This is a genomic window from Erwinia sp. 009765445 (genome assembly GCF_058137865.1).
The window spans coordinates 57,953-75,283 of record NZ_JBYUWC010000012.1; the positions used below are offsets into that span (position 1 = coordinate 57,953).

The window sequence follows — 17,331 nt, forward strand, 5'->3', positions numbered from 1 at the left end:
ATTATTGACCGAACATTTGCAGGTGTTCTGCCACCGGCCCCAGGGCCAGAGCAGGAATAAACGTCAGCGCACCAACCACCAGCACGGTGCCGATCAACAACGCAATAAACAACACGCCATGCGTTAGCAGGGTACCGTTACCGACCGGCTGAATTTTCTTCACGGCCAGCGAACCGGCAATTGCCATCACCGGAATGATGATGCCGAAGCGACCAATCAGCATGCAGAACGCCAGCAGCAGATTCCAGAACGGCGTGTTGGCGCTCAGACCGGCAAAGGCGCTGCCGTTGTTGTTAGCTGCAGAAGAGACGGCATACAGCACTTCGCTAAAACCGTGGATGCCCGGGTTGGTCATCCCGCTGCGCCCGGCATCGGTCATCATCGCCAGCGCGGTGCCCAGCAGCACCAGCGTGGGCGTGACGAGGATCGCCATCGCGGTCATTTTCATTTCCCAGACGTCGATCTTCTTGCCGAGGTATTCCGGCGTGCGGCCAATCATCAGCCCGGCAATAAATACCGCCAGCAGCACAAACAGCAGCATGCCGTACAGGCCCGCGCACACGCCGCCAAACACCACTTCGCCAATCTGCATCAGCCACATCGGCACCATGCCACCCAGCGCGGTGAAGGAGTCATGCATCGCATTAACCGCACCGCAGGAGGCCGCCGTAGTGATCACCGCAAACAGGCTGGAGTTAAGGATGCCAAACCGTGTTTCCTTGCCTTCCATATTGCTGGCGCTGTCAGCCCCCAAAGTCAGGAAGTGCGGATTACCGCGCAGTTCAGCCCACATCACCACCACCACCGCTGCGATAAACATCACTGACATCGCCCATAATAGTGCATGGCCCTGTCGGCGATCTTTCACCACATCCCCAAACGCGAAGCAAAGTGCGGCCGGGATCAGGAAGATCGCCAGCATCTGCACGAAGTTGCTCAATGCAGTCGGGTTCTCAAAGGGATGAGCAGAGTTGACGTTAAAGAAACCGCCGCCGTTGGTGCCCAGCATCTTGATCGCTTCCTGCGAGGCAACCGGCCCCATTGGCAGCGTCTGCTTAACGCCTTCCAGCGTGGTGAGGTCGAGATAGCCCGAGAAGTTTTGCAGTGTGCCCTGGCTGACAAAGAACAGGGCAATCAGCAGAGAGAATGGCAGCAGCACATACAAAGTAATGCGTGTCATGTCGCGCCAGGCATTGCCCAACATACCGAGTGAGCGATTGGCAAACCCACGGATCAGAGCAAATGCCACAGCAATCCCGGTGGCAGCCGACAGGAAATTCTGTACTGTCAGTCCCACCATCTGGCTAAAGTAACTCAGCGTGCTTTCACCAGCGTAAGACTGCCAGTTAGTGTTGGTCACAAAACTGACCGAAGTGTTCAGCGCCAGATGCCAGCTCAGGTTGGGCAACTGCTGTGGGTTAAGCGGCAGGCTGGCCTGGACCATCAACATCACGGTAAGCAGGATAATGCCGGCAATTAAGGCCATGCTCACAACACACCTCCGGGGCGCTTTCAGATACGGATATTGTTGCCGGAGGGGTGCAAAGTTGATGTAAAAATACGGGGAGAGGGTGTAAAAAAAGTATAAAAATGGCGAAAAAAAAGACCGTTTATTGTCGGTTCTACCGCATTGGAGATCGGCGGAGGATCTTAAAGCACCGCGCGACATAGAAACCTACAGTGGTTTAGTACAGGCCAGGTAAAATAACGGGATTATCCAGACAGCCACTCTGTAGCCATTTGCAGGAGGGGTTATCCGGATAAGCGGACTGTGTCGCGCATGGACGCGCGACTCAAGCCTACAAGGATGTATTTACGGCGTGTCAGTGTTCCGGATAACCCCTCCTGCTACCACCGGACATTACAGCGACCGAATCATTTCCCGAATAAGCTGGCAAGCGATAAGGTCATTGCAGGCGCTACTCATTGCCCCATTGGTTCAGAAATGTCGCTATATCATCAATACGCTGTTCGTCGATACCGGCTTTACTTGCCATCTCTTGCTGCGCATCTTCACTGATTTCTTCATTATTCGTTAAACGGGTGAGCAGCAGTTGGAAATAGTGCGCCAGAGATTCACGCTCTGACTCGCTCACCGGCTTTACCGATTCCGTCGAATACTCATCCACGATGTCATAAAATTTAAGTGGTATTTCCTGGTTCATAAAACATCCCCATGGGTTAAGGTCTTGTCCGTTGCTGCTTGCACCGCCTGCCCTTGATCATATCATTCTTATTTGGTTTTTCTGACTCTATGTCGTGGGCAAAGAGCCGACGATGAATTCGCCAGTCGGCGTAAAATTCGTTATTATCCGCTGCCACTCGCCATCCGGGCAGCCTGATGTCTACGATTATCGATACCTTTATTGCCCCGCCGTGCCATAAGCAGACAGAGATCCTTTATCAGGACGATCACCTGGTGCTGATCAATAAACCCAGCGGGTTGCTCAGCCTCTCGGGGAAAAATCCGCAAAATCTCGATTCGGTGCATCACCGGCTGGTTCATACATTCCCCGGTTGCACCCTCGTCCATCGTCTTGATTTTGGGACTTCCGGTTTGATGGTCATTGCCCGCAATAAAGCAATCAATGCCGCCCTGTGCCAACAGTTCAGCCAGCGCACAGTGACCAAGGTGTACAGCGCACTGCTCTGTGGGCATCTGGAAGATAACGAAGGGGTTATCGATGCGGCGATTGCCAAAATCCCGGCGCTGTTTCCGCTGATGTCGATTTGCTCCATTCACGGTAAACCTGCCCGCTCCCGCTATCGGGTTATTGAGCGCTTTTATCATCAGCTGGAAGACAAAACGTCACTGCCATTAACGCGGGTGGAACTCATCCCCGAGACAGGGCGCACCCATCAGCTACGCATTCACTGCCTGCAGTTGGGCCACCCTATTCTGGGCTGCGATCTGTATGGCGGTCGCCTGCTGCCCGGCACCGAACGGACGCCGCGTCTGATGCTGCACGCCAGCGAATTGCATTTTACTCATCCCGTCAGCAAAGAGCGGATCGAAGCCTGCTATGCCAGCCCGTTCTGAAAGCAAAAGTCATTTACCACATCAAATCATCAGGCACTTTGAAATCGGCATACGGATCTTCTTCATTTTCCTCTTCCGCGCTGAGTGCGCTGTTTAATACAATGCTGTTCGCATCCCTCTGCGCAATTTTATCGGCTACGATTGCGGGGATAACAGCATATTTGCTCTCTCCGCTATTCCCCTCAACCAGGCGAACAATAGCAAGACGGCCACTGATTAGCTGGGATTGAGTTGTCTTATCAACCGCTATTTTTTTAATCAGATTATTGTCGGTGAAATTAAAATCAATCTCACCTTTTGAAATAACGACCTTGTTCATTTCAATGAGCTGCTTCACCTGAGCTTTATATTCTTTCGACAGAGCAGCTTGTTTTTGTTGTTCGCTTATTTGTTTATCGCGCTCAAGCTGCGCTTTTTTATTTTCTTCCACCGCCTCTCTTGCCTCACGAGCCTGAACCCGTGATTTTTTGGCCGTTCTCTGCACTTTTTCCATCTTTTTACTTGTCACTAATCCAGCTTTAAGCATCTGCTCTTGTAAGGTAAGTTTTGTCATTTTCGTTTCTAAACCCGTTGAATAATGCGTGGGATTATACCTCTAATCGCAGAGGCTGTACCACGCACCAGCAATCATTCCACTGCATCCACAATCGGGTCACGAACGATAAATAGATAGGACAAGGCACCCAGCACCGTCACACAGGCACACAGCGTCAGCGCCATACTGAACGAACCGGTTTTATCGAGGATCCAGCCAGTCAGCACCGGCGCAAACGAAGCGAAAATAAAGCTGGCAAAGTTCTGGATGCTCCCCACAGATGCCGTCATTCGCGAAGTCACATTCACGTGGATCAGCCCCCAGCAGGACGTACCGGCAAAGTGGATACAGAACAGCGCCATACCAATCAACACCACCGCCATCGAAGTGGTAGTTGCCTGCACCACAACTGCAGTAAAGGCCGCGGAGAACAGCATCCCGGCCACGATACAGATTTTACGGGTTTTCACCGGCTCCATCCCACGGCGCACCAGCGCATCCACCACATAGCCATTCAGCAGCATACCCGCTGCACCGAACAGGAACGGGATCGCCGTCAGCCAGCCGGTGGCTTTTAAATCCAGATGATAAGTGGTCTGCAGATATCCCGGCAGCCAGGCCAGGTACAGCCATGCGGTATAGTTAATGCCGCTGAAGCCGATCATCATTCCCCACATGGTGCGGTTCTTAAACAGGCCGCGCCACTCCTTCATGCTCATCTTTTCCTGGCGTGCCCGTACGCTGCCCGCGTCCAGATAGTTAACTTCTTCCCTGGTCAGCGTTTTATTGTCGCGGTTGCGGTAAAGCATATACCAGCCCACCGACAGGAAAATGCCCAGAATACCGATGGTGACAAACATTGCGCGCCAGCCCATCGACAGCATCATAGCTGCCAGTATCGGCGGGCTCACAGCCAGTCCAATCATCGAAGCCGCGTTGAAAAAGCCCATCGGCATGCCACGCTCTTTGATATTGAACCAGTCGTTAACGACCTTCACACCGCACGGGTTCATCGGCGCTTCACCAATTCCCAGCCCGATACGCACCAGGATAAACTGCGTGAAATTATGCACCAGTCCGGACAACGCCTGGAAACAGGACCAGATAAACATGCCGATGCCGAGCATAATACGCGGGCCTTTACGGTCCAGCAGCGTCCCGCAGGGGAGCTGAGCGATACCATAGGCCAGTGAAAACGCGGACAGCAACAACCCGATTTCGGTGGCGTTCAGCCCCATATCTCCACGGATCGTGGTGTTGGCGACGGAGAGCGAACTGCGGTCGAGATAATTAATAATCGCTGCCAGAAACAGCAAAATCATCGCTGTGGTTTGCACACGCTTGATGCGGACTGAGCGGATCAGCGTACCCTGTGCGGGTACGATATCGACTGGATCGTTGCCGCCAGCAATATCGCTGCCGCTGCCAGTCACAATCGGGCTGTTACTCATAAGGCACTCCCCAGTGTCAGGTGATCTGTTAAGCCGCCACAGGCGGTGAAGATGTCCCGATCAGAGTAATAGGCGTGTTAATTTCACGTAGTAATCATGTTGCTGTTCCGTGCGACAGATTGCGGTTTACTGTTTTTTATTGGTTCTTTATCGCCATGTGTGGCCAAAAGCGGGATCTCAGTCACTGTACTGATTAATGGAGCGGATCATCGACTGCTTCGCGGTGGTGAGGTGGCGGTGCAATTCGCAATGGGCTTCCACATCGTTGCGGCTGATAATCGCAGTGAGGATCGCCATATGCTCCTCCAGCGCGACAATATTGCGCTGCTTCAGATCGCTCTCATCCCATTGATAGTGAGAGTGAAAAATGACCGAAATAATTTCCAGCGACTGATCGATAAAGGGGTTGTCGGCGGCCGAAAGGATCAGCTGATGCATCTCACGATCCAGCTGCGCAAACATCCGGTAACTGCTGGCAATGGTGTCGCGCATCTCCCGATGGCGGCTCAGCAAATCACGGGCCTTGATCCAGCGCTTGTCGTCAGAGGGCAGATTCATAAAGCGGTTCAGTCCATGCGTTTCCAGCATTTCCCGCAGCTCGAACAGCTTTTCGGCATAATGCTGCTCAAATTTTTTCATCAGCCAGTGGCCTCGCCGCACGCTTTCAATCAGGTTGTAACGGCTGAAGCGTAACAAGAATTCCCGCACCACCACCGGACTGACGCCAACCTGCTGAGCCAGCTGCAGCTCAGAGATGCTCTCGCCAGCCCGCAGCACCCGCTGGTTTATCATCTGAAAGAATGCCTGCTCAAACTGTTGCGACTGCACTTCCAGCGAGGCGCTGACCGCATCAAACCCGTCATCCTCCGCAGGTGGCCGCACAATCAGATATTGATTGTTCACCTTGTTCAGCACGCCCCGTTCATGCAGATGCGCCAGCGTATGCCGCACGGTAGTCCGGCTGACGTTAAACATTTCAGCCAGAGCGGCCTGTGGCGGCAACGGTGAGCGGATGTGCTGGCGGCTGATACCTTCCAGCATCTGATTGACCACGTTATGGCGAAGATTTTGCGTGCGGCTCATGGCGTATCCTGGTTTTTTATCTATTAAAAACCAATTCTGTCCCGCGAAAGCCGCGCTCAGTCACAAAATCGCCGCCAGCCTCTGCGCCTTCCCCCCGGTTTAGCCCATAAATCAGGCATCACAACGGAGAACAACCATGACCATGATGACGACGCTGGTGTGCCAGCAGCCGAAAGAGATGCTTTATCAGCAGCGTGCCAGGAGTGAACCAGCAGCTGGGGAAGCGCAGCTGAAGATGATCACCGCCGGGATCTGCGGCACCGATATCCATGCCTGGGCAGGCAATCAGCCCTTCTTCAGCTATCCCCGCGTGCTGGGGCATGAGCTGTGCGGGGAAGTGGTGGCGCTGGGGCCTGGCGTCAGTCAGTTCCGCGTTGGACAACGAGTTTCGGTCGTTCCTTATCTTTCCTGCGGCATCTGCCCGGCTTGTGAAAGCGGCAAAACCAACTGCTGCGAGAAAATTTCAGTGATCGGCGTACATCAGGACGGCGGATTTTGTGACTACCTGAATGTACCAGCCAGCAATCTGCTGGATGTTACCGACGTGGATCCGGAAGCGGCGGCTCTGATTGAGCCTTTCGCCATCAGCGCTCATGCGGTAAGACGCGCCGCAGTCCAGCCTGATGACAGTGTTCTGGTGGTGGGCGCAGGCCCAATCGGTCTGGGCGTGGCGGCGATAGCCAGTGCGGCGGGTGCCCGGGTGATAGTGGCAGATACCAGCCCGTTCCGCCGCGATCATGTGGTGCAAAACCTCGGGTTGAAGGCGCTGGATGCTGCCGCAGAGGGTTTCGAGTCGCAGCTGCGTGAACAGTTTGCAGGGCGTCTGCCGGGAACGGTGATTGATGCCACCGGCAGCCCGGTTGCCATGAATAACGCGGTGAAACTGATTGGTCACGGCGGCAGCATTGTGTTTGTTGGGCTGCACAAAGGGGATATCCAGATTGCGGATATCGAGTTCCACAAGAAAGAAACCACGCTGATGGGCAGCCGCAACGCCACTCACGAAGACTTTGCCAGAGTGGCGCAGCTGATGGCTACAGGCAAAATCAGCGCCGGGATGATGCTCAACCGGCGCTTTGAGTTTGCCAGCCTGGCAGAAAGTTTTGAATCGCAGGTGATCAATAATCGCGAGCTGATTAAAGGGGTGATCCACTTTTAATCAGCGACTGCCCCGTCCAACACCGGAACGGGGCTGCTCGCAATAACTGATGGCCTTCCCTCCACTCAGGTGGTCAGCAGCGTATGCAACGCCTGCAGATCGCGCTTCACCCACTCCACGTCCTGAGCAAATTTTTCATCAGACATCAGCGGCTGGCGGAAGACAGTGATCAATACTTCTGCGCCCTCTTCATTTCCCACTACCCGCATCGGCATATACACTTCTTTGCCAAAACCGGTATCAACGTAATGGTCCATCACGCCAAAGGGATTGTGTTCAGTGAAGCGGATTTTCACCGAATCGCCCGGCCCGGTCGTCTTCCAGGCGTGACCTTCCTGTACCAGCGTGGACTGACTGAGGCCAGAGGCCCATTTGGGGAAATAGTCAGGTTTCCAGATGGTTTCGTACAGATCAAGCCAGTTACGGGGAATGGTCAGACTGACGGTTTTAGATGGCAGCACAGGGCCTCCTGAAATTATGCAGTTAAGGTGATTTAACCACTGAGAGGCGCTGAGGGGAAGGGGCGGCAGGCCGCCCTCAGGAACTTCTTAAATCGACTTTCGAGGTTTCCACGTCATACACACCGCTGACGCAGAGATCGATGGGATTCGGGTGCCATTCAATCAGCCCGCGAATTTCAAAAATGACCATCCCATTTTTACCCGGATGGTCTTTATCAATTAACGGGCGGACTAACAGCGATTCAGGAATAATTCTGGACTCAAAACGCAATATCGCATTTCTGATGTTTTTCTCAATGATGTTCCAGTTGTGATGATTGGCATATCTGCCTGCCAGCGCACCAATACCGTAGTTCATGACTGAACTACAAACAGCCTTATGGCGGTGTTCATCCAGTCGATCTTCGATATTGGTATTATTCAGCAAAGAGGAAATATCCTGCTGAACAATAGCGCGCATCTTTCTTCCATCAAAATGAAAGGCATCATAACTTTCCAGCTGTTTTTTAGGCTCGTCGTCCAGCAACCTTTCAAACAGCGTCGGCAGATAATGCTGCTTCTTATCCATGTCCTGCTCCGTTATGCAAAGGTGATTTCTGTCACTTCAAGCAACGAGAATTCGCCCCGATCGGTGATCAGCATTTTCCTGCCCATACCGGTAGAGAAAATATCTGACTCCTGAACCCATTCGGTCACTGTACCCAGCTTCAGTTTTTGTTCTGCATCTGGCGTGACGGGATAGCGGGCCGGAATATAGCCATAATAGAACTCGTTATTCACCTTGATATGAGCCGGTGCCCAGATCAGATCCAGCAAATCTTTTGGTTGAGGCACAGTCATTAGCTGAATGACGGAATAAGGCACCTGACGATAGCCGCCCGCGCTGACAAACTCACAGACCGGGCCGAGACGGCCGTCACTGTCGGCGATCCAGTTAAATGCACCGGTCATTTCACCTTTACCGGCCGTTTCAGGCGCCAGCTCGAATGCCTGAGCACGCAAAGCTTCAGACTGTTCGTGTTCCTTTTGAGTGTGCAGCTTGTTGGCCTGAAGCAACATTGACATCCACTCAGGTGACGACTCATCCAGCAGGCCAGCGGTACGTTCGCCCGCCAGCACGCTCTCCCTGACCAGCTCACTGAACACGAGGTTTTTATAGAGCTCGGTCTCTTTTTGAGCATTATCATCGATCAGTTCAATGGTCTGCAGCTGCATCAGGGCTTTTTCCCACAGGCCTTCAATGCAGTACAGTTTGAACAGGGTTTTTCTCAGTGCGATATCTTCCGGTTTCGCTTTAACCCGAACCAGAACATCCGCAAGAACATCGCTAAGCTGTGAGGTCTTTAATACTTCAGTTAATGAAGAAGCTTCAGTCATTTTATAATCCTTTCCGTGGTTAATTAATAAAGGCTGTCCAGCCCTGTTTTGTACAGATCGTGGAACACCAGCTCCGGTACATGTTTTTTCTCTCTTGAGGAGATATTTTCCGGGGCCAGAGATTTGAGGATATCCAGCTTCTCTTCCTCACCCAGCAGGTCGTCATAGGAGTCCATCATATTCATCTCCTTCCAGACTTCATCGATCAGTGAAGGCGCTTCGATAATGCACTCTGTCAGGGTCCGGGTTTTCATCTCGTCTCTGATCGCATCAAAATAGTGATCGCTACCGGAAAGTTTGTTATTAAGCTCAGGATTCTCGTCAAAAAACTTCCTGTTTTGCTCACCCCAAATGAGGAATTTTTTGTACTCAACTTCAAGTTTTTTCAGGATATCTTTTTCTGCCTCAGCGCCCTTTACGGCATCGTTAAAATAACGAAGATCGCCGGTATAATGGCCGCCATTAGGCAAAATATCCTCCAGTTCCGGGACGATCAGACTGGCTTTTTCCTCCGCAGAATGCACATTAAGCAAGCTGTGAAGCATGTCATCATGGGCAGCCGTTTCATCGCCCAGCGTCACTTCAAACGTGAACTGACCCAGCTGAATAACGGCCCCAAAACGCAGAGAGTGTGCCTGTCCGCGCTCAAGTTCATGACCATCAATTAAGCAGATAAACTCTTCGCAGTCATTGAAAATGACCGGCCCGACAGCAGCAGTGTAAAAATAAACAACGTTGTTTTTATCCTGCGGTAACGGCGTCCCAAATGTTCCCTGCCGCACACTGAAACAGGCCGCATTTTTAAAGGTATAAGACTCTGCAAGATTGAAAACCAGCTGAGTATCGGGCCAGGTCATTAACAGTTGCATGATTCAGCCACCAATAAATACATCGCCCGAACCGCTGCAAATTGGCGCACCGCAACCGGTCACATCGCCAAGCCTTGCCGCAGGGCTACCATTGATAAAGACGGTACCCGATCCACATGCCACCGGAGCGGCACCGTGTAACAGTGCGCAGGGTGCCACGCTGAGCCCTACGGCACCGGCGGGCAATCCATTGATAAAAACATTGCCGGAGCCACTGACGAGTGCTCCACCATGCCCCGTTGCATCGCCTAATCTGGCTGCAGGTTGTGACATATATCACCTCATTCTGTTTAACGAAAAACAAGCTCCCTTATGCAGGAGGGAAAAAATCACTTTCCCCTCCTGCATCTTCACTTTTACCGTGCCAGCCGGAAGAAGAGCGGAGAATTACTCTTCATCTGGTGGTTCCCAACTCCCGGTATTCGTTGGTTCCGGTGTCGTTGGTTCCGGTGTCGTCGGTTCCGGTGTCGTCGGTTCCGGTGTTGTCGGTTCCGGTGTTGTCGGTTCCGGTGTTGTCGGTTCCGGTGTTGTCGGTTCCGGTGTTGTCGGTTCCGGTGTCGTCGGTTCCGGTGTCGTTGGTTCCGGTGTCGTCGGTTCCGGTGTCGTTGGATCTGGATCAGGTGTTGGTAATGGAGGCAATGGCAATGCCAGGCCTACAAAGCCAAACGCTGACAGCCCCGGCAGACCAGGGATTACAGCCGCACCACCACCACCACCGCCGCCGCCACCGCCGCAGTTGCAGCAATCGCCAGGGTTCAAATCTATCTGGCCGCCCTGCAGGACGATATGGTCAGCCACCATTTTGATTTTTTTTGCAGAGATACACATCTCTCCACCGGCCGTCATCACAAATGGTCCGCCTACAGTCATAGTATGCGGGCCGCCAATGGCATTAGTGTGTGGTCCGCCAACCGCAAGGTTATAGGCTCCCCCGACGTTCTCAGCCATCGCACCACCTACCGCCAGGGTATAAGCTCCCCCGACGTTGGTCGCAAACGCTCCGCCAACGTTTATCCCTTTCGCAAGGGCAACGTTATCAGACTGCGATCCACCCACCTGAATACCTAAGCCCAGCCCCACGACCAGGGCACTGTTCCCGATGATATTCGTCTTTTCATCCGCCCCGACAAAAGTCGTACTGGACGCGCCGATGGTAGTGGTCGAATTTAAACCGATCACCTGGTCTTCATTACGCTTGGTCAGGCGAGACATATCACGTTCAGCCTGCTCCCAGTAATATTCCTGGCCTGGCTTATCCTCGAACTGGATGCCGTTAAAGTTGGTCCGTCCGCCGCCTACTGTGCGGCTGATCAGCCCACTTTGAGTGGCGTTCTCAGGCAGATCCCACGGCGGCATGGTTACGTTGTTGTAGAGGGTTCCCAACACCAGCGGACGATCGGGATCGCCGTTGATAAAATCAACAATGACCTCATGGCCCACGCGAGGAATGCAGATGCCACCAAATTGGTTCCCTGCCCACGCCTGACTGACGCGGATCCAGCAGGAGTCCGTCTCACGGTTTTGACCATAGCGATCCCACAGGAAGCGGACTTTGATTCGGCCATAGGTATCGGTCCAGATATCTTCACCTGGCGGCCCTACCACCACAGCCGTTTGCGGGCCGCTGGTTTTAGGACGGATAGCCAGCTGCGGATGACGGTAAATCTTGGTCGTCGGCTGCACCGTGAATTCACAGTGATAGCTGAACTCACCCGAACCGGTCAGCTGGCTAATATCGATAATTTCCAGACGGCTGGAGATCACCATGTATTCGCGATTGGCTTTCTCCAGCGGGCAACCCTGCAGCTCGAAATCGATGCCGCAGGCGATACCTCTCAGCTCACCCGCCCCTATGGCACGGGAACCCAGCGCACCACGCTCTTCACTGCGGATTTTGGCCAACTGCTCACCGATATCCGGCTGATCGTAATCGCCCGGCCAGTGATACACCTCCATCTCATTGAAGCTGGTTTTACGCGGCTTGCTGTCAATCGCCGAGATATCAGCACGCGATTTGGTAAAATCGTAGTCGTTGGTATACCACTTACCGGAAGTGATGGTTTCCTGGAACTCAAAGCGACTGATGTATTCCTGATCGGCTTTTGGCGTATCCGGCATGTACTGGATAACGTGGTAAGCCTCACTTTCAGACTGCTTGTGCGCACCAACATGATCGACCAGCACCAGCTTATGCTTCTGTTCAGCATGCTCGTAGAACCAGTAAATCCCCCACTCCTCCATCAGACGCTCGATGAAGTTAAAGTCTGTCTCACCGTACTGCACCTGGAAATCCAGCTGGGGATAGGTGGCCGTCAGTCGTTTCTCAACCGGGAAGTTGTACTCTGACAACACCTCTTCAATGATTTCCACCACCGTCTTCTGTTGGAAAATTTTGAAGTCTGATGTTAAATCAGTCAGATACAGCCATGGCCTCAGGATAATTTCAAAAATTGCCTGATTCGCATCCCGTCCCAGGAAACGTGCCCGTTGTACCAGACCAGAGATTTCACGGGTTCCCTGCCCGAGACCTAACAGGTCATCAAGCCCGTTACCGTCGAGTTCCATCGAAACGGTCATCTCTTTACCGATCAGCGCCTTAATGTCGATATTCGACGCTGACTGCCAGGGGATCAACGGATTCGCCGGCGTTTTAACGGTCAGGGTATAGGTATATAAAGTTGAGAATGCCTCTTCACCTTCGAGTTTTGTTAAAACTAAAGCTGGCTCGCCCAGCAAAAGAGGCATTGCCGAACTGCTTAAAGTAATAGTTCTTGACATATCAATACCTGGTAATTAATTAAAGTTATGAGTGACAGACAAATTCTGTTTGCCTCCCTGCCTGAAGTGAGATTTTTTGTGAGTCGATTATTTTTCCATACCTGGTTTGCCTCCAAAGCCATACATTCCTTTCCGTTTGAATACAGCCTGGCCAACCCTTCCATGGCATGATTTCAATCCCATTATCGCTATTTATTTTCTCTTCACTTTCACTCAATTCAGAAAGCAGTAACTCCGACCGGTTTCTGAATTTATATTGCTCATTAATTGCCAGTGATTCCCAAAAAGGCGAATATGAGCGCCGTAGCGACTTTATCCAGTCCTGCAGGGCAGCCCGGTCACTGACCACACCATCCTGTCGCTGTATACCGATCAGCATCCTTGATAACCAAAAGGCCACATGGAACCTGGACTTTAAATTTTCACGGAGCCAGTGGTATGACACCCGGCTGTAAAGTGCGAAAACAGGCTGAGTCTCAGAAGACTTAATGCCGGTAACAAAGGCGCCAAAATAATAATATTTTCTCTTTCCGATACTGATCGGCATAACAAAGCACCAGGGATGAGTATCGCTCAGATGCTGGCCCGCTAACGTGGCCTCCATCTGAGGAATAATCTCATCCAACAGAATATCTGTTATTTTTTGTTGTTTCTTTTGGGAAGAACTGAACTTTGTTCTTGTCGTTTCTCCCATTACAGATATCCAAACGTCCATGTTCATCTTTCCTGATAATTAATACTGGCCGCTCAGAAATTTCCCGGACAGGAAAAATTCTTCAGCAGGTCAATAATCAATTCATCTTTATAAGTCAGCCCTGTGACCTCGACCTTAACCTGGCGTTTGTCCATATTAAAGATCAGCACTGGCTGGCCTGAGTCAGAGGTTTCAATATCTTCCACCGTATCCAGCCATCTCATCAGCGCCCACGGCCCGGTTTTAGTCATTCCATTGTCTTTCAGCGTCACACGAGGCTTGGTGCTCATATTCACCACCGACTCAGAACGGCTGCCAGGCCATGCGAACGATTTCGGCATCACCGGACCATGAGAATAAGTCATGGTGCTGCCATCAAAGTTCAGCGTCAGCTGGGTAATGGAAGGGGACATGTAAGGGACTGCTGCCGTATAGTTCACGCCCAGCTTGCTGCCGCCATTCTGGAAGAAGGCTTTGCGAATAAGCTGTGCCTGTTCAAAGACATCCAGCGCCTCAGAATCCTGCGTATCGACATCACCTTTGTAGCGCCATGGCCGGGTTGAAGTATCCACTTTATCGGCCAGATTTTTCTTGAAGTAATCGTCAACCACGCCGCCTGCCGCAAAGAATTGCTCAAAATCCCGAAGGCTCACTTCTTCCGGCACATCGGCAAAGGGATAACGTCCCTGCAGCGTGTTACGACAAACTTCACCTAAACTGGCGGCGATTGTTTTGTTGGTGTTGCTGACAACCTGATGATTCACACGCTTATAAGCGCCATTCAGCAAGGGAGCGATAATGTATTTGAACGGATCTGGCCACACTGCAGATTCTGCACTCAGCCTCTGACCGGCATCAGAAACGGTAGGCAGGTTGCCATTCCTGATAGCACTGTCGGAAATCACCAGCTGCGTATACTGATCGTTCAGTACGCTCATGATGGTGCTCAGCTTGGTGCCTGAAGCCAGCCCGCCATTAGCAGTGCTCCCGCCAACGAATTCACGAAGCGGCGCAAAATAGTTATCCACCCCCTGACGCAGAATGTTCTTTTCGTGGGCTGCTAACGCCAGGTTGAGTTTTGAGGCCGCATCAAGGAGCTGGGTATTGTTCACGCCCATCCCCATGCTGCCCTGCCCTTTGAGCAGGCTGGCAGGCTGATCCGCCGCCAGCGTGGTCTCTTTTACCGCCTGCTTCGCCAGATTGATCAGCGGAGAGTTAGTGGAGACCAGGGTACGCATCATATAGATATCAAACGACAGGCCCATGCTGTTGTTATCCAGCCCATCAGACTTCAGGCGGATATTCTGCAGGAAGGTCTGCCACTGCCGGGTGTACTCTTTCAGATAAAGCCGGGTCAGGGCATCTTTAGTCGGGTCAATTATCCCGGCAGTATGGTCCACTTTCAGCGATTTTAAAGACGCAAGAGGCTCAGGGTTTCCCATTACCCAGCGATCTTCCTGGTCAAGCCCCCGTAAAATACCGCTGAGTTTTTTTTTAAAAACCTGATGGTAACCGTCGTAAGTGAACAGGCCAGGAACCCCCTTTTCTGCCAGATCCGAATTCACTACGGTAAACACCTGGCCGGCTTCTTCATCGGTCATTTTACTCAGCGTCAAGTTTTCTGGCGCATCTGCCTCCATCGCGGCCTTCACGCGGTCATACAAACGCGCGCTGAGCGGATTGCGGTTCAGCATATCCCGGGCTTCTTTGATCAAATCCTTGTCCATCGGCTGACCATACTGGCGCCAGTTCTCATGGCTGAAGAGTTTATTAAGATGAGCCATAAACAGGCTTCTCTCTTCATACGGCAGAATTTTCCCTGAGTTGTCCCAGGCTTTGGTGATTTCGGCAACCAGGTAATCCTGGTTATACACGCCTTCGCCAGAAAGCATCAGGTACAGCTTCAGCGTGTTATAAATGTCCGTCGTATCGCTGTTGAATACGGCGTTTTGCAGCGCATCATGGGCCTGGCTTTCAATCATCGGGAACAGCAGTCTTCTGAGGAAGAAGTGGTACAAGCCGTCAGAATCCCGATCCAGATCTTTCCCGACATAAAGCCCATACCGGTACTCCATATCCGGGTTCTGCACATTAAGCCCACCAAATTCCGGCAGGAACTGCGCCAGATTCAGTAAGGTCGGCACCATTTTCTCGTTGGTGGTTTTCACGAAAGTTTTCACTTCGCCTTCCAGTCTGGCCACTTTAACTGCCGTCGCTTCAAGATAGGCTCCATTATTGTGGTAGCTGTGATACAGCCCGCTGAGCAGCAGAACGGCCGCCACCACACATAAACAGTGCCCGAAGAAATTCTGGAAGCGATATTTTGACTCCACCCGGAGGTTGTGACGCACCAGGTCCGCATCTTTAATAATGATTTCGGAGAACAGTTGGCGAAGAAAATACTGGCGGCCGTAAGAGACATCCTTAACCAGGAAGTCAGCGTCTTCCTGCAGCGAAGCCGAATAAGCCAGAGCATCAGGGCTACGGTTGCTTATAAAGTTGCGCCATTTCTGCATCAGCGTGCTGTTGTTCACCATCACGCTGTTTTCTGGCTGGTTACTGCTGCTGAAATAGACGCCGCGCAGAGAGGTGTAGCTTTGAGTCTCGTCGTAACGCGAAGCAAAGAACACGTTCTGCAGAATATCCGTGACGCTCTGCGTCAGCATTCTGAAGTCCTGCGGCAGGGCGTACATTTTCTTTCTGTCAGCGTTGTCGTACTCTTCCTGCTGACGCATGGTCATGTTTCTCTCAATGCGGTTTTCCAGCAAAGAGAGTTCAGATTCGACCAGCGTGCGCAGTTCAGTCACGGCGGTTTTCATCTCATCGCCATACGGGAAGGTAACGCCCCAAATCTGCTCACGTTCCTGCTCGGTCAGGATACGGAAATACTCCGCAAAGCCGGTCAGCTGATCCAGCTTGGTTACCAGCACATAGACCGGGAAACGAACGCCCAGTACCTTGCGCGTGTCATCCAGGCGCGAACGAATTTTGGCTGACAGATCGTAAAGCTCAGTTTTACTGCGCCCCATCACATCAGAGACAGAAACGGTCACGATGATGCCGTTCAGGGCCTTAACCGGGCGATATTTTTTGATCGCTTTTAAGATCCCATTCCACTCAGGCATGCTGCTATGTGCTTCATCAACATACTTTCCGGCGGTATCAATAAATAACGCTTCATTGGCAAACCAGCACTCACAGTTCGCTGTTGGCGGGCTCTCTTTACAGACCCGGTTCAGCTGTTCTGGCAGAGGGAAGTTTTGGCCTGAAGATAAAATGGCCGAGGTTTTTCCAGCCCCCTCTGTGCCCAGCACCATATACCAGGGAAGATCGTTAAGGGATTTCGAAGGCAGGAAAAAACGCTGGAACCATGAAACGTTTTTGCGGATTTTTTTGATGTAACTGACCGCATCACGGATCACCGCATTAATTTCGGTCACCTGAGTATCGACTTTGACTTCTTTACTGCTGAAAAGAGTATCCAGTAATTTCGGATTATTTTTCAACGCCAGCAGTAATTTCCAGGCACCGTACACCAGCGCCAGGAAAAGGATCACGCCAATGACGATAAATCTGGCCGACATCTCTGCCAGTGGGTAACCATCGCCGATGAACACATAGGGGCCAATAACCCAGACGATCACGCAAGCGGTGGCGACGGTGATCAGGAAAAACGGGGTGTTGAACCACAGACCGATCAGGCAGAGCAGCGCCAGCACAATAAAGATCACGCGGGCTTCGGTGCTTTCAAGTGGGCGTGTCTCACCGAATCCCAGGAACGGCCCCAGGAACCAGATTGCCGCAATCAGCAACGCGAAGAAGGCGATGACCATCATGACCTTTGTAACGCGCAACGAGAAAATTCTATTTAAATAAAACATTAG

The 17,331-nt window shown here is 52.0% G+C and carries 14 protein-coding genes and 1 pseudogene; 2 read left to right on the forward strand and 13 right to left on the reverse strand.

Annotated elements, in window-relative coordinates; genetic code table 11:
• Position 1: 1 nt before the first annotated feature.
• Together kdpA and AC3Y5R_RS14515 are read right to left on the reverse strand one after the other, a co-directional pair.
• A pseudogene (gene kdpA, locus AC3Y5R_RS14510) lies at positions 2-1,480 on the reverse strand (potassium-transporting ATPase subunit KdpA); the annotation flags it as partial.
• A gap of 439 nt (positions 1,481-1,919) precedes the next feature.
• A complete protein-coding gene (locus AC3Y5R_RS14515; protein WP_489921933.1) occupies positions 1,920-2,165 on the reverse strand; it encodes a YmjA family protein in 246 nt (81 codons plus the stop codon).
• A gap of 176 nt (positions 2,166-2,341) precedes the next feature.
• Between AC3Y5R_RS14515 and AC3Y5R_RS14520 the strand changes: the two genes are divergently transcribed.
• Entirely contained in the window at positions 2,342-3,040 is a 699-nt protein-coding gene (locus tag AC3Y5R_RS14520; protein WP_489921934.1) for an RluA family pseudouridine synthase, read from the forward strand.
• A gap of 13 nt (positions 3,041-3,053) precedes the next feature.
• Here AC3Y5R_RS14520 and AC3Y5R_RS14525 read toward each other — a convergent pair whose 3' ends face one another.
• The 3 genes from AC3Y5R_RS14525 to AC3Y5R_RS14535 all read right to left on the reverse strand — a co-directional run bounded on the left by AC3Y5R_RS14525 (position 3,054) and on the right by AC3Y5R_RS14535 (position 6,109).
• Positions 3,054-3,593: a DUF2058 domain-containing protein gene (locus AC3Y5R_RS14525; protein ID WP_489921935.1), complete on the reverse strand. Its 540-nt coding sequence runs from the start codon at positions 3,591-3,593 to the stop codon at positions 3,054-3,056.
• 74 nt (positions 3,594-3,667) lie between these two features.
• Positions 3,668-4,897, reverse strand: a complete 1,230-nt coding sequence (locus AC3Y5R_RS14530; RefSeq protein ID WP_489922020.1) for an MFS transporter — start codon at positions 4,895-4,897, stop codon at positions 3,668-3,670.
• A gap of 306 nt (positions 4,898-5,203) precedes the next feature.
• Positions 5,204-6,109 (reverse strand): GntR family transcriptional regulator, encoded by a 906-nt coding sequence (locus AC3Y5R_RS14535; protein WP_489921936.1) that lies wholly within the window; start codon positions 6,107-6,109, stop codon positions 5,204-5,206.
• A gap of 136 nt (positions 6,110-6,245) precedes the next feature.
• Here AC3Y5R_RS14535 and AC3Y5R_RS14540 point away from each other — a divergent pair, with 136 nt between their 5' ends.
• Complete coding sequence (locus AC3Y5R_RS14540) at positions 6,246-7,268, forward strand: zinc-binding alcohol dehydrogenase family protein (RefSeq protein WP_489921937.1); 1,023 nt, start codon at positions 6,246-6,248, stop codon at positions 7,266-7,268.
• Between the two features lie 65 nt (positions 7,269-7,333).
• Here the strand turns inward: AC3Y5R_RS14540 and AC3Y5R_RS14545 are convergent, their stop codons facing one another.
• From AC3Y5R_RS14545 to tssM, 8 genes are all read right to left on the reverse strand, one after another.
• The gene (locus tag AC3Y5R_RS14545; protein WP_489921938.1) at positions 7,334-7,729 is read right to left on the reverse strand and encodes a polyketide cyclase; all 396 of its coding nucleotides are present in this window, start codon (positions 7,727-7,729) and stop codon (positions 7,334-7,336) included.
• A 76-nt stretch (positions 7,730-7,805) separates the two neighbouring features.
• Positions 7,806-8,297 carry a type VI secretion system baseplate subunit TssE gene (locus tag AC3Y5R_RS14550; RefSeq protein WP_489921939.1) on the reverse strand — a complete coding sequence of 164 codons (492 nt, stop codon included), beginning with the start codon at positions 8,295-8,297 and terminating at the stop codon, positions 7,806-7,808.
• Positions 8,298-8,308: 11 nt separating this feature from the next.
• Complete coding sequence (locus AC3Y5R_RS14555) at positions 8,309-9,106, reverse strand: type VI secretion system accessory protein TagJ (RefSeq protein ID WP_489921940.1); 798 nt, start codon at positions 9,104-9,106, stop codon at positions 8,309-8,311.
• A 23-nt stretch (positions 9,107-9,129) separates the two neighbouring features.
• On the reverse strand, positions 9,130-9,975 hold the full coding sequence (locus tag AC3Y5R_RS14560) for a TagK domain-containing protein (protein ID WP_489921941.1): 846 nt from the start codon (positions 9,973-9,975) through the stop codon (positions 9,130-9,132).
• A 3-nt stretch (positions 9,976-9,978) separates the two neighbouring features.
• Positions 9,979-10,248, reverse strand: coding sequence for a PAAR domain-containing protein (locus AC3Y5R_RS14565; protein ID WP_489921942.1), 270 nt, complete (start codon positions 10,246-10,248; stop codon positions 9,979-9,981).
• 114 nt (positions 10,249-10,362) lie between these two features.
• Positions 10,363-12,720, reverse strand: a complete 2,358-nt coding sequence (locus AC3Y5R_RS14570; RefSeq protein ID WP_489922021.1) for a type VI secretion system Vgr family protein — start codon at positions 12,718-12,720, stop codon at positions 10,363-10,365.
• 58 nt (positions 12,721-12,778) lie between these two features.
• Positions 12,779-13,468 (reverse strand): hypothetical protein, encoded by a 690-nt coding sequence (locus AC3Y5R_RS14575; RefSeq protein WP_489921943.1) that lies wholly within the window; start codon positions 13,466-13,468, stop codon positions 12,779-12,781.
• A 32-nt stretch (positions 13,469-13,500) separates the two neighbouring features.
• On the reverse strand, positions 13,501-17,328 hold the full coding sequence (tssM, locus tag AC3Y5R_RS14580) for a type VI secretion system membrane subunit TssM (protein WP_489921944.1): 3,828 nt from the start codon (positions 17,326-17,328) through the stop codon (positions 13,501-13,503).
• Positions 17,329-17,331: the final 3 nt, after the last annotated feature.